Origin of the sequence: Lysinibacillus sp. GbtcB16 (genome assembly GCF_019091145.1) — a bacterium.
GTDB lineage: Bacteria > Bacillota > Bacilli > Bacillales_A > Planococcaceae > Lysinibacillus > Lysinibacillus fusiformis.
The window spans coordinates 2,161,415-2,174,544 of record NZ_JAGXJV010000001.1 but is presented as its reverse complement, the minus strand read 5'-3'; the positions used below and the strand labels follow the sequence as shown (position 1 = coordinate 2,174,544).

Annotated in this window: 13 protein-coding genes; 9 read left to right on the top strand and 4 right to left on the bottom strand. The window is 39.0% G+C overall.

The window, feature by feature from the left end:
• Positions 1-10 precede the first annotated feature (10 nt).
• The 5 genes from KVT27_RS11120 (at position 11) to KVT27_RS11100 (ending at position 3,172) form a co-directional block, all read left to right on the top strand.
• Positions 11-1,189, top strand: coding sequence for an amidohydrolase (locus KVT27_RS11120; RefSeq protein ID WP_217581394.1), 1,179 nt, complete (start codon positions 11-13; stop codon positions 1,187-1,189).
• Positions 1,190-1,295: 106 nt separating this feature from the next.
• On the top strand, positions 1,296-1,448 hold the full coding sequence (locus tag KVT27_RS11115; protein WP_004231380.1) for a YpzG family protein: 153 nt from the start codon (positions 1,296-1,298) through the stop codon (positions 1,446-1,448).
• Between the two features lie 119 nt (positions 1,449-1,567).
• A complete protein-coding gene (locus KVT27_RS11110; protein ID WP_036126756.1) occupies positions 1,568-2,104 on the top strand; it encodes a hypothetical protein in 537 nt (178 codons plus the stop codon).
• Between the two features lie 20 nt (positions 2,105-2,124).
• Entirely contained in the window at positions 2,125-2,463 is a 339-nt protein-coding gene (locus KVT27_RS11105) for a cupin domain-containing protein (RefSeq protein WP_036126755.1), read from the top strand.
• 277 nt (positions 2,464-2,740) lie between these two features.
• Positions 2,741-3,172, top strand: coding sequence for an NUDIX hydrolase (locus tag KVT27_RS11100; protein ID WP_217581292.1), 432 nt, complete (start codon positions 2,741-2,743; stop codon positions 3,170-3,172).
• Between the two features lie 50 nt (positions 3,173-3,222).
• On the opposite strand, the gene KVT27_RS11095 is transcribed toward KVT27_RS11100, so the two are convergent.
• From KVT27_RS11095 to mscL, 3 genes are all read right to left on the bottom strand, one after another.
• Complete coding sequence (locus tag KVT27_RS11095; protein WP_217581291.1) at positions 3,223-4,383, bottom strand: aminotransferase class I/II-fold pyridoxal phosphate-dependent enzyme; 1,161 nt, start codon at positions 4,381-4,383, stop codon at positions 3,223-3,225.
• Positions 4,384-4,385: 2 nt separating this feature from the next.
• Positions 4,386-5,501: a methionine biosynthesis PLP-dependent protein gene (locus KVT27_RS11090; protein ID WP_217581290.1), complete on the bottom strand. Its 1,116-nt coding sequence runs from the start codon at positions 5,499-5,501 to the stop codon at positions 4,386-4,388.
• 343 nt (positions 5,502-5,844) lie between these two features.
• The gene (mscL, locus tag KVT27_RS11085) at positions 5,845-6,234 is read right to left on the bottom strand and encodes a large conductance mechanosensitive channel protein MscL (RefSeq protein WP_008180473.1); all 390 of its coding nucleotides are present in this window, start codon (positions 6,232-6,234) and stop codon (positions 5,845-5,847) included.
• Between the two features lie 193 nt (positions 6,235-6,427).
• On the opposite strand from mscL, the gene KVT27_RS11080 reads away from it, so the two are divergent.
• A complete protein-coding gene (locus tag KVT27_RS11080; protein WP_036126745.1) occupies positions 6,428-7,126 on the top strand; it encodes a lytic transglycosylase domain-containing protein in 699 nt (232 codons plus the stop codon).
• A 35-nt stretch (positions 7,127-7,161) separates the two neighbouring features.
• Here KVT27_RS11080 and KVT27_RS11075 read toward each other — a convergent pair whose 3' ends face one another.
• Positions 7,162-7,419 carry a GlsB/YeaQ/YmgE family stress response membrane protein gene (locus tag KVT27_RS11075; protein ID WP_004231402.1) on the bottom strand — a complete coding sequence of 86 codons (258 nt, stop codon included), beginning with the start codon at positions 7,417-7,419 and terminating at the stop codon, positions 7,162-7,164.
• A gap of 757 nt (positions 7,420-8,176) precedes the next feature.
• Between KVT27_RS11075 and KVT27_RS11070 the strand changes: the two genes are divergently transcribed.
• The 3 genes from KVT27_RS11070 (at position 8,177) to ilvD (ending at position 12,702) form a co-directional block, all read left to right on the top strand.
• Positions 8,177-9,352, top strand: coding sequence for an amino acid deaminase/aldolase (locus KVT27_RS11070; protein ID WP_217581289.1), 1,176 nt, complete (start codon positions 8,177-8,179; stop codon positions 9,350-9,352).
• On the top strand, positions 9,340-10,662 hold the full coding sequence (locus tag KVT27_RS11065) for a D-arabinono-1,4-lactone oxidase (RefSeq protein WP_036126741.1): 1,323 nt from the start codon (positions 9,340-9,342) through the stop codon (positions 10,660-10,662). Before KVT27_RS11070 ends, KVT27_RS11065 begins: the two co-directional genes overlap by 13 nt.
• A 369-nt stretch (positions 10,663-11,031) precedes the next feature.
• Positions 11,032-12,702, top strand: coding sequence for a dihydroxy-acid dehydratase (ilvD, locus tag KVT27_RS11060; protein WP_217581288.1), 1,671 nt, complete (start codon positions 11,032-11,034; stop codon positions 12,700-12,702).
• Positions 12,703-13,130 lie beyond the last annotated feature (428 nt).

Below are 13,130 nucleotides of genomic sequence, written 5' to 3'. Positions count from 1 at the left end.
GGAGAGAGTAATCATGACTAATATTAAACCTATCATTGCTGATCTTAACAGTGAGCTTGTGGCAATTCGTCAAACATTACATAGTGAGCCGGAGCTTTCGTGGGAGGAATATGAAACAACGAATTTTGTAGCAGCTTATTTAGATAAGCTAGGTATTCCTTATAGACGAACAGAACCCACAGGTATTATTGCTGAATTAAAAGGGAACAAGGAAGGAAAAACGGTTGCCCTACGAGCGGATATGGATGCCTTATCCGTTTATGAAATTCGAGAGGATATTCCATATCGATCTAAAACAAATGGAAAGATGCATGCATGTGGTCATGATGCCCATACAGCCATGCTATTAATTGCCGCTAAAACTTTACATGCAGTCCGTGACGAAATAGAAGGGACAGTTCGATTTATTTTCCAGCCTGCTGAAGAAGATGCTACAGGGGCAAAAGCAATGGTTGAGCAAGGCGCTATGGAAGGTGTAGATAACGCATTCGGTATTCATATTTGGTCACAAATAGACACAGGAAAAATCCAGTGCAATAAAGGACCTGCGTTTGCCTCTGCTGATATTTTTAAAGTAACTTTCAAAGGTCAGGGTGGTCATGCTGCAGCGCCACATGATGCTATCGATGCAGTGATGATTGCTTCGACCTTTGCGTTGAATGTTCAAACGGTTGTATCGCGTACAGTCAATCCACTTCGCCCAGCTGTCTTAACCATTGGTAAAATGGATGTCGGTACCCGTTTCAATGTAATTGCCGAAGACGCTATTTTGGAAGGAACTGTGCGTTGCTTCGATCAAGACGTACGTATGCATATGGAAGCGCAAATTCGCCATTATGCTGATCAAGTTGCAATACTCTATGGTGGAACAGCTGAGGTTATTTATGAATACGGTACTCAAGCCGTCAACAACGATAAAGCTAGTGCCGACTTAGTTGAACGTTTAGCAATGGAGCATTTTGGTGCTGAAGCTTATCATTTAGACGACCCAACGATGGGTGGCGAGGATTTCAGCTTTTATTTAGATGAAGTGCCAGGCTGTTTTGCATTAGTAGGTTCTGGAAATACAGAAAAAGATACACGCTGGGCACATCATAATGGTCATTTTGATATTGACGAAGATGGTTTGCGAATTGGAGCAGAATTATATGTGCAATATGCGTTAACTTGGCTACAAGAAAATAAATAATATGAAAACGTAAGCGGTAATTTTAGGCGTTGTATAATTCCATGCTAGCTGGTCATAATAAAAAAGATTTCACTTATGAAATCTATAATGATGAGGAGGATGAAAAATGAGTAGGTTCGAACAATTAGACCCCAAATCTCAAAAAATCCACCGCAACTGGTCAAGGATTAAGCGATCAAAATCGCAAGTAAACGGGGAAACGGAGATCACTCTTCATAACCGTCTCTTGCGAAGCGAAGCAAAGGCCCGTCAGTTTTAATCATGCTAGAAAAGTAAGTGTCATCAAGCCCAGAAATTTTCTGGGCTTTTCTTTTTGTGTAATATATAATGTATGATCATACTGAAAAGGGATTGAATAAAAGGGGAGTGAAGCCAACTATGAACAATCTTATTCCTACTTATTTACAGCATTTCACAACAAGGATTCAACAGCCAGAAGGGGTCGAATCGCAATTACAGCTTTGCTCTACTTCAAATAACACGCAATTTGAAATTTGGTATTATGGTGATTTATTAGCCTTAGAAGGGGAGGTTTTACCATTCATTTCAGGTTCGACTGCTAAAATCGTTGCCAAGGACCCATTAACAGCAGAGGAAATTTTGCTTTTTGATGCGACCCTACACGGTTATAATGCGTTGTTTTGTGATGACTATACAGAAGAACAACGTGGCAACCGTCCTCTACAGTCATATAATATGCCCGCCACTGAAGTGATCTTATCATTTTTTTATAACATTGATTATGATGAAGAAGTGGATGACTATGAGGTCGATGAACAAGGAAATGTACAGTTAATGAATGGTGAAACAACAGATTGGGAGACGGTAAAAAGAAATGGCTATGATGCATTTGTTTTTTATACTAAAAAAGAGGATGGAACATTATTAGCATTTGCCCAGGAAGAATTAGCTTAGCGTGAAAGGAATCAAATTAGATGCAACTATTTCATTTTTCTCAAGATTTAGCGAATCACATTCACTCTTATGAGTCCATAAATGCGTTTTATCAAAAAATCATGAAAACGGCAGTTCCCACGAATATCGGCTTTATCTATATTGAACCAAATGGTTTGGTAGGCATGCATGAAGCACCTGTACCACAATTATTGATTGTTATTCAAGGTGAAGGCTGGGTTTGTGGTGAGGATGGAAAAAGAGTCGATATTGCAACAGGAGATGGCGTTCTTTGGCAACAAGGACAAGCACATGAATCTGGCAGTACAACAGGATTAACAGCGCTTGTTATTCAGGCCGAACAAATTAATCTTACATAAATAAAACATGTGGTAGCGTACTGGGCAATAGCAGAATGCATAAGACTGAAAAATATATGCCAATCCATGCTGATGAGAATAGTTCAATAAAACCCTCTAAAATCGGTGACTAAAGCAATGTTAGAGTGAGGTATGATACCGGCTTTGACTAGTATTTTCTTGTACAAAAGTAATGTCATTTTCTTGCATCTGACGTATAATAGATGTCAACACTTTTCACCTGCAATTCCAATTTTTATCTTTATTGTAACGCACAATTAGATAGGGGGAAGACTTCATGCAAGTAGTTGAAAAAGCATTTGGCTATATTACAAGAGAGCATGGGGAGCAAATTCAAGTTCTCGTATTTGAACAAAATACAGTAGGGGCAGGTATTCAAGTTCCCAAAGGTACGATTGAAGAAGGGGAAACACCTTTAGAGGCCGTAAAGCGGGAGATGCTGGAGGAGACAGGCCTAACAACACTTGTTGTTCAAGAGCTCATTGCACAGGATTACTTTAACCATCCATCAGGTGTTTTACAGAAACGCTATTTTTATCATTTAACTATCTCCGGAGAAACAAAGGACACCTGGCAACATTATCCTACTGGGTTGAATGAAGCAGATTTACTTTTTTCTTTTTACTGGATATCAGCTGAGCAAGATACTTTGTTAGCTAAGGGGCATGGCGATTATTTATATCGCGTATTGGCTAAGGTGAAAAATTGAGCGTACAGAAAAACCGCGTCATTATTGGCGCGGTTTTAATGTTTATTCGATTAAGCTTTTGCAGCGACCTCTAAAGCCTGTGCGAAATCGGCTATTAAATCATCTACATGCTCGAGTCCTACAGAAAAACGTAAAAGTCCATCTGTGATCCCACGTTTGGCACGTTCCTCAGGCTCCATAGCGGCATGGCTCATCTTTGCCGGATAGGAAAGAATGGATTCCACACCACCAAGTGAAACAGCGAAAACTGGAATTTTCATTGCCTCGACTAATGCTTTTGCGGAAGCATAGCTTGGTAAGCGGAAAGATAAAACTGCTCCAGAGCTTGTACTTTGACGCTGATGGATGTTATGACCTGGATGTGAGGATAATCCAGGGTAATAGACTTGTTCCACCAGTGTATGAGTTGCTAAAAACTCAGCAATTTTTTGAGCAGATTGTGCAGAACGGCTAAAGCGGACATCTGTCGTTTTAATGTTTTGCAAGAGTGTAAAGGAATCCTGCACGCCCAATATATTGCCAAATGAATTTTGGATAAAGTATAAGTCCTGTCCTAGCTTTTCATCAGCTGTGACTGTTAATCCTGCAATAATATCAGAATGCCCCGATAAAAACTTCGTCGCACTATGAATAACGACATCAACACCTAGTTCTAACGGACGTTGATGTAATGGTGTCATAAATGTATTATCCAAAAATGTGAGACATTGGTGTTGTTTCGCCAGCTCTACTACACCACAAATATCTGTAATGCCTAACGTTGGATTAGATGGTGTTTCCATATAAAGCAGTTTTGTAGCCGGCGTTATTGCAGCTTCCACGGCTGCTATATCTGTGAAATCTACAAAAGTGTGGGAAATCCCAAAGCGTGGTAATACCTTTGTCACAAAACGATATGTTCCACCATAAACATCTTCAGTCATGACGATATGGTCGCCCTGTGATAACAGCATTAAAGCGGCTGAAACCGCAGCAATCCCTGAAGAAAAGGCATGGGCACGAACTCCACCTTCAAGCTCTGCTATCGCTTTTTCTAGAGCATCGCGCGTAGGGTTACCAGAACGCGCATAATCATATTCGCCAAACTCATCTATACTCTCTTGGTGGAAAGTAGAGGAAAGGTACATAGGAACATTGACTGCCCCTTTTTTATTTGAGTAGCCATCACGAACACCCGCATGAATGAGGCTAGTTTCAATATGTTGCTTCATCATTATGCCTCTTTTCTTAGGATATCAAATACTTGTTGTAAGTCTGCGATTAAATCTTCTGCTTCCTCAATACCAACTGAGAAGCGTAGTAAACGATCGCAAACACCACGTTCAACTCGTTCTTCATAAGGCATATCTGCATGTGTTTGAGTAGCTGGATATGTAATAAAGCTTTCCACACCACCAAGACTTTCAGCAAAAGTAATTAACTTTAAGTTACGAAGGAATGGGTCAATCCACTCTGGTTTTTGTAAGCGGAATGACAGCATACCACCTTTTCCTGTATAAAGGACATCTGTAACTAGTGCCTCTTCCTCTAAGTAAGCAGCAATAGCTTTGGCATTGGCATCATGTTGCTTTAAGCGAAGGTGCATTGTTTTTAAGCCACGAATAAGTAACCAAGAATCCATAGCACCAAGCACCATGCCACTACCATTATGAATAAAGCCAATGCGTTCAGCTAATTCTGTGCCTTTAGCTACTACGATCCCAGCTAAGACATCATTATGTCCGCCAATATACTTTGTTGCGGAGTGAAGCACAATATCTGCTCCCAAATCAATAGGACGTTGGAAGTACGGTGTATAGAATGTATTATCTACAATTAACAAAGCACCGTGTTTATGTGCAAGCTCAGCATACACCTGTAAATCAAATTCCTGCATAAGCGGATTCGTTGGTGTTTCGATGAATAAGGCACGTGTATTTTCATTTATTAATGCTTCTACCTCCTCCACTGATTCGAATTTTGAATAAACAGGCTTAATATTATATGTCTCTTGGAAGAAGTTAAATAGTCTATATGTACCGCCATATAAATCATCTGGCACCACTAATTCATCGCCTGGTTTAAATATAGATAATACTAATTGGATGGCAGCCATCCCAGAGCTACAGGCAAAGCCCATATCGCCACCCTCTAAATCAGCAAAGCCTGCTTCTAAAAGAGCACGGGTTGGATTTTTTGTCCGTGTGTAGTCAAAGCCTGTAGATTCCCCAATCCCAGCATGTTTATAAGCCGTTGATAAATGAATAGGTGGACTAACCGCTCCCGTTGTTGGGTCACTTAAATTACCTAGTTGTACTAGTTTTGTTTCAATGCTTCTGTTTAATGTCATGACGTCACTCTTTTCTCCAATATTATGTAAAGCGGGACTATTCGCTTTTCATTTAATAGTAGTAATCTCAATAATTGTTACCAATTTAACATGGATATTCAAGAAGAACAAGGGTGATTTCAGAAAATTAGCTAGATTATTTTATGTTAATCACGTAGGAATAGTAGGTTATAGTGGGGAATGGATTATTTCTATGTCTGACAATGCGGCTTCACTGGAAGTAAGTTCATTAATCGTTGAGGGAGCAATGTGGATTTGAAGAAAAGCCATTGGAGGTATTTTTCTGCTAATGAAAAAGAATCTGCCTCATTGGAATGAGACAGATTCGAAGTAGCGATAGATATTAGGCTTGTTCCTTTTTTAATAAATCGCGGATTTCCTTTAGAAGCTCTTCCTTGGCATCCAGCTCAGGAGTTGGTTCTTCCACGACTGCTTCTTCCTTTTTATTGGTAAGCTTCGTCATAATTCGTAAAGCCATAAAAATTGCAAACGCAATAATTAAAAAATCAATAATTGATTGTAAAAATACGCCTAATTTGATTTGAGCGTCACCCGAGCCATAGACAAAGCTTGCTGTTAAATCAATACCACCTGTTAACACACCAACTAATGGCATAATGATATTTTCAACTAAGGAGGTTACAATTTTACCGAAAGCACCACCAATGACAACCGCTACTGCTAAATCGATAATATTGCCTTTCATCGCAAATTCTTTAAAGTCTTTCCACAAAATAAAATTCCTCCCTATTATGATCCTTAAAATTAATCAATTTGTATTTTACTATATTTTTCCCAAGTCTTTCAACTGCTTTCGTAGTGGAAATGATGTCCTATGCTGCTAGGTTGTATGACTTAAAAAATTTCACTACTTATTTCGAAAAATTTGGTAATATGGAAGTAGACTACTAGATTAGGTGTGACTTATGGCTAAAAAAAAGAATAACAAACCGATGTTATCACCCGCGACAAAATTGGGTATGATAGCATTATTGATTCCAATTGCAATAACCGTATACGTCCTTACCTTTTTTGCTTGGAAGGAGCTTCAAACCTTACCGATTTTTGAAAAGCTTGCTCAGGAAAAGGCGATAGAAGAAATTCAGGAGCATTTTGATATAAGCATTCCTGAAAAATTTATTCCTGTATACATAGCGGCGGAGGAGAAGTATGGCGTACCTTGGACCTTACTTGCTGCACATCATCGCATTGAGACTCGTTTTTCGACAGTGAAAACGATGGTATCGTCAGCAGGTGCAGAAGGGCATATGCAATTTATGCCTTGCACATTTGTTGGCTGGAAGCATCCCACTTGCTCAGGTTTAGGGAAGGGCGATATATCCAAGACTGAACTAATGAGCCCGCAGACCATTGCGAAATACGGGGGATATGGAGTTGATGCAAATGGTGATGGGGTTGCTGATCCATATGACATAGAGGATGCAGTTTTTAGTGCAGCTAATTACTTGTCGAAATATGGTGCCGCACAAGGTGAAATTAAAAAGGCGGTTTTTCAATATAATCACAGTGAGGAATATGTGGAAGATGTGTTGTCTTACTATCAATTGTACAACGCTTATCACGATGAGTTAAAAACGGCAGTTCTTTTACATCAGGAAAAATAAAGAGCCATCACATTGGATGGCTCTTCATCGCATATTTAAGTTGCTTTACGCATACCTTTGAGAATAAGGCTTACGATAAATATCAGCACGATAGCACCGATTAACGCAGGGAATACGTAGAAATCACTAACTCTCCATCCCCAGTTCCCTAAAACCATACTACCGATCCAAGAACCGACAATCCCCGCAATAATATTACCAATGATACCACCAGGTACATCCTTACCTAAAATTACGCCTGCTAACCATCCAAGAATCCCTCCGATGATTAAATACCAAATGAAACTAATCATATTTCTCATCTCCTTAAAGTTAAGATATAATGGCGATTACTTAGTTATACCCTGAATGAAGCAGATTAAACGTTGCCATCTTTTTTAGTAATAATTACATGATTTTATCCGGCTGTCGTTAACCTTTTAGCTGGAGTGACAGCCAAATCATCTGCATAATTTGTTGTGAATATGCCTACATTACATATAACAGCTTTTATATGATACATACACCGATTATCGCTTACTTCTATAGTATGTTTGCGCCTTCAAATCGTACCTAAAATACATTCACCTACTTTCGAAAGAAATGAATGAGCCTTTTCTAAAATTATTTGCAAAAACAGCCTATTCATTCGTAAAAATTTTTTTGATTCATCACCTCAATCGCCCATGCATAAATTTATTTAGCACATTGCTAATAGGTAGTCTTTTTAAATGGGTAATTTTCCATTATTTGAATAGTTTGAAAAATGAGCTAAAAAAGAATATAATGTGAAAAAGGAGCGTGTTATATATGAATATGGCTGTAATGAAACGATTAAATCGTCAAGGTTTACTAATTGCGGGCTTGCATTTGTTAGTTTTATTAAATCTAGCAGCGGATTTCCTCTACGCATCGTAACCAATTTAATAGAAAGGTGAATGAAATGTTTGTCCCATTTTAAAAACAACCGTGTAGGCATTGTTAGTTAACTGCTCACGGTTGTTTTTATTTTGATTAAAGGAATTATTCTATTACATGTCTAATACTTAGTACTTAAAAGGGAGGGATTAAATGACAACAAGATGGGATCAACCGTTTGGTCATTTGGAACGGCCATTTGCGTGGTTGGATTTTGATGCACTTGATAAAAATATTCAAATTGTACAGGGTGCATGTGGGGGAAAACCAATTCGTCTAGCAACAAAATCGATTCGTTCAGTTGAGGTGCTTCGCTATATTCAACATCAACTTGTGAATGTAGTTGGGTTTATGACTTTTACAGCAGCAGAGACAATTTTTTTACTACAGCAACAGTTTGATGATGTATTACTGGGCTATCCAGTGATGGAAGAGACGGCTATACGTCAATTATTACACTTTGTTCAAGAGGGGAAAACCGTTACATTTATGGTTGATCGACAGGAACATATCCAACTATTAGCGAAGTTAGGGAATGAAATGGGTGTGCGTGTCCCAATTTGCATCGATATTAATGTATCCAATGATTTCAAATTATTGTACTTTGGTACGAAACGTTCATCATTATATTCCCTTGAAACGTTAACTCCATTTTTGCAAGCCATAAAAAATAATCCTTCTATTGAAGTAGTAGGGGCTATGGGCTATGAGGCGCAAATCGCTGGTGTTGGTAATCGTCCATCGAATGTAGTAAAGGGTAGAGTAATAGAAGCCATGCAAGCACAGGCGAAAAAGCAGGTCACTCAATTTCGTCGATTAGCTATCGCTCATATTAAAGCCTATTTTCCAAATTTACGTTTTGTTAATGGAGGAGGCTCAGGTAGTATGTCTTACACAACTCAGCAGAAAGAAGTGACTGAAATTACGGTTGGTTCTGCCTTTTATGCCCCTGCTCTGTTCGATCAATTTACCCATTTGCAGCTTGAAAAAGCAGCCGGATTTGCCTTGCGTGTCACGAGACAGCCTGAAAAAAATATCGTTGTTTGTCATGGTGGGGGATATACAGCTTCTGGTGCGATCAGTATTGATCGGTTACCTGTATTCTATGAACCTACCAATTTTGCATATCTTAACTTAGAAGGGGCAGGAGAGGTGCAAACACCGATTAAGGTCAAAGGGAAAAACATTGAAATTGGCGATACCATTTATTTTCGACATGCCAAGGCTGGGGAGCTTTGTGAACGATTCCAATTATTACATGGTGTTCGAGGGGACAAGTATGTAGGATCTTATACAACATACAGGGGGGATGGACAATGTTTTCTATAGAAAAATGGAAGAATGGAGAAAAATGGACTAATTGGGCTGGGAATGTTATTTCCTATCCAAGTGAAATGTATTTACCGCATTCCATTGAAGAAGTTTCAATGATTGTTAGACATGCACGCGAATCTGCTAAGACAATTCGTGTTACAGGTGCAGCACACTCGTTTAGCGCTGTGGCAATGCCGGAGCATATAGCTATTTCCTTACATAATATGCGCGGATTGATCGCTGTGAATGAGGAAAAGCAGGAGGCTACATTATGGGCTGGAACCTATTTATATGAAATTGGACCAATGCTAGCAAAGCATGGATTTGCATTAATTAATATGGGAGATATTCAGGAGCAAACTATTGCAGGTGCCGTTTCAACGGGGACTCATGGCACAGGTGTTACACTTGGTTCTTTATCCTCAGCCGTGATGTCGTGGGGGTTTGTGGATGGGACGGGAACTTATCAGGAGCATCGACGAGGATTAGATGATTTGTCTGAAGCACTTCATGTATCGCTAGGAATGCTCGGTATTCTTGTTAAAGTAACGATTAAAGTCATGCCATTATATGGTCTGCATTATGTGGGGGCAAGAGATACTTTAGCGAATGGACTCATCGGGTTTGCGGAGGATATCCAACAACATCGTCATGTGGAATGGTTTTATTTCCCTGGTAGTGAGACGATTCAAGTAAAGCGAATGAATGTTGTGGCTCCTGTCTATCAAAGTGAATGGAATAAGAAAATAGAAAACCTTAAGTTACAAATTGTAGAAAATGGTGCTTTTTTTGCGATGTCTGAGCTTTGTAAGTGGAAACCAGCTTTAAGTGGTGCCATGAGTAAAATAGCAGCGGCTAATGTGGTGGAAAGTGAAAAAATAGGTATAAGCTATGAAATTTATCCTTCACCTCGTAGTGTGAAGTTCCAGGAAAGTGAATATGCCATCCCATTATCTCAATTTGAAGCTTGTCTAGAGGAAATTCATGCAACCTTTAAAAAGCGTATTTTTAATGTTCATTTTCCATTAGAATGTCGAACAACTGCAGGGGAAGCTGGTTTTTTAAGCCCAACACAGGGGCGTGAATCTGCCTTTATCGCCTTCCATATGTATAAAGGAATGTCGGAGGAGCCCTATTTTAAATGGGTGCATACGTTAATGCAGAAATATGAAGGTCGTCCACATTGGGGCAAACAACATCATTTAACCGCTCAAAAGGTTTATGAATTATATCCTGAAATTGAAAAATTTTTAAACATTCGACACCAATATGATCCTGATCATGTGTTTTTTACAGGATATTTAAAAAAATTATTTCTATTGTAAGCGCTATCTCCTTTTCCGCCCTTTCCAACTCTTTGTTCATATTTAGAAAATTATTGTTCTATATTTTTAAAAAATTAAAATTTGAACGAAATGTCAAAATTTTTATCAAAACGAGATAAAACTGATGCTTAATCAGCATGTAAACGATTTCAATTTTGACAGATTTTTTGAATTGTTTAAACAATTCAAAAAATAGTGTTGACGAGACCTTTTTTTCGTACTATGATAACAACAATTTAACACGTTCGTTACAGCAGTAGTACTCTAGAAAGCTGTTATCTATAAACAAAAAATAAATAGACAGAAGATTTTGATTTTGTATATAGCAACGAACATAGTATGGAAAGCAATAAATGAGGGGCGTTTAAAATGAGAAGTGACATGATAAAAGTAGGCGTAGATCGAGCGCCACATCGAAGTCTTTTATATGCAACAGGCAAAGTAAAAGCAAAAGATTTAGGCAAGCCATTTATTGGGGTTTGTAACTCTTATATCGACATAATACCAGGTCACGTTCATTTACGTACGTTCGCTGATGTTGTAAAAGAAGCCATTATTGAAGCGGGTGGTATTCCATTCGAATTTAATACAATTGGTGTCGATGATGGTATTGCAATGGGGCATATTGGTATGCGCTATTCATTACCAAGTCGTGAAATTATAGCAGACTCAGCTGAGACGGTTATTAATGCACACTGGTTTGATGGCGTATTTTATATTCCAAACTGTGACAAAATTACACCAGGTATGCTTATGGCAGCTGTTCGTACCAATGTACCATCGATTTTTGTGTCTGGTGGTCCAATGGAGGCCGGTACATCTGCATCAGGCAAACAGCTTTCATTAACGTCTGTTTTTGAAGGTGTCGGTGCTCATAAATCAGGAAAAATGTCTGCCGAAGAGCTATTAGATATTGAAAATAATGCTTGTCCGACTTGTGGTTCCTGCTCAGGGATGTTTACCGCAAACTCTATGAACTGTTTAATGGAAATGCTAGGGGTTGCTTTACCAGGTAATGGAACAATTGTAGCTACTTCTGAAGAGCGTCACAAACTCATTAAAGAAGCGGCAAAACAATTAATTCGTATGGTAAAGGAAGATATTAAGCCACGCGATATTATTACAAAAGAGGCAATTGACGATGCTTTTGCATTAGATATGGCTATGGGTGGATCTACTAACACCGTTCTACATACATTAGCCATTGCCAATGAAGCAGAAATAGATTACAACATTGAGGATATTAATAAAGTTGCAGAACGAGTACCTTATTTAGCAAAAATCATGCCTGCTTCCGATATTTCAATGGATGATATTAATAAAGCTGGTGGCGTTAGTGCCATTATTAATGAATTGGTGTCTATTCCAGGTGCTATACATCCTAATCGTCCAACAGTGGCAGGAATGACAATGGGTGAGTTAGTTAAAGATCATCACATTACAAATAATCAAGTCATTCGAACGAAAGAAAATCCATATAGTGCTGTAGGTGGTTTATCGGTGTTATTCGGTAACATTGCACCAGAAGGCTCCGTGATTAAAGTCGGCGCAGTAGATCCTTCCATCCAAGTCTTCAAAGGTCAAGCCATCGTTTTTGATTCACAGGAGGCAGCACAAGAAAATATTGATAATGGAATAGTGAAAGAGGGCCATGTAGTCGTCATTCGCTATGAAGGTCCTAAAGGTGGCCCAGGAATGCCGGAAATGCTGGCACCAACATCTGCAATTCAAGGTCGTGGCCTTGGTACAAAGGTGGCATTGATCACAGATGGTCGTTTCTCAGGGGCATCACGCGGTATTTCAATCGGACATATTTCACCAGAAGCTGCTGAAGGTGGTCCAATTGCTTTAGTAGAAGACGGAGATATGATTGAAATTGATCTACCAAATCGTACGATTAATTTACAAGTTTCAGAGGAAGTTTTAGCTGAACGTCGTGCAAAATTACCAGTCTTTGAGCCTAAAATCAAACGAGGTTGGCTCGCAAGATATTCAAAATTAGTGACGAACGCTTCCACTGGTGGCGTTATGAAGATTTAAAACTAGATAAATGAAAACGTTGATGAGGTTAAAGGTTCTAGAGCCTTGTATCTACCAGAGAGCCGGTCGTGCTGGAAGCCGGCGATACAACTAGATCCGACATCCCCTCGGAGTGAGCTATTAAACGTGTTTACACCATTAGATAGCTTCGGGCATAGTCGAAAGTGCTCGTTATTAATGAATAAATGTTTTATGACACCCTATTGGATGCGATATATTCCGCATTGGTGCATAAATGCTGTCATTTATTCGCGAGGTAGCAATTATTTGCTATAAAAAAGGGTGGTACCATGGAAAGTCTTTTTCATCCCTACGTAAGGTAGTTCTTTGCGTGTGGAGAAAAAGGCTTTTTATTATTTTCATAATGGAATGAGCTAACTCTCCTTCTTCAGGAGGAGAGTATAGACTAACCAGCTAGTGACACTTCA

Coding starts and splice junctions, on each gene's coding strand:
- KVT27_RS11070 (WP_217581289.1), top strand. CDS start 8,177: ATGACAACAAGATGGGATCAACCGTTTGGTCATTTGGAACGGCCATTT.
- KVT27_RS11090 (WP_217581290.1), bottom strand. CDS start 5,501: ATGACATTAAACAGAAGCATTGAAACAAAACTAGTACAACTAGGTAAT.
- KVT27_RS11065 (WP_036126741.1), top strand. CDS start 9,340: ATGTTTTCTATAGAAAAATGGAAGAATGGAGAAAAATGGACTAATTGG.
- KVT27_RS11075 (WP_004231402.1), bottom strand. CDS start 7,419: ATGATTAGTTTCATTTGGTATTTAATCATCGGAGGGATTCTTGGATGG.
- KVT27_RS11105 (WP_036126755.1), top strand. CDS start 2,125: ATGCAACTATTTCATTTTTCTCAAGATTTAGCGAATCACATTCACTCT.
- KVT27_RS11080 (WP_036126745.1), top strand. CDS start 6,428: ATGGCTAAAAAAAAGAATAACAAACCGATGTTATCACCCGCGACAAAA.
- KVT27_RS11110 (WP_036126756.1), top strand. CDS start 1,568: ATGAACAATCTTATTCCTACTTATTTACAGCATTTCACAACAAGGATT.
- KVT27_RS11100 (WP_217581292.1), top strand. CDS start 2,741: ATGCAAGTAGTTGAAAAAGCATTTGGCTATATTACAAGAGAGCATGGG.
- KVT27_RS11095 (WP_217581291.1), bottom strand. CDS start 4,383: ATGAAGCAACATATTGAAACTAGCCTCATTCATGCGGGTGTTCGTGAT.
- KVT27_RS11115 (WP_004231380.1), top strand. CDS start 1,296: ATGAGTAGGTTCGAACAATTAGACCCCAAATCTCAAAAAATCCACCGC.
- ilvD (WP_217581288.1), top strand. CDS start 11,032: ATGAGAAGTGACATGATAAAAGTAGGCGTAGATCGAGCGCCACATCGA.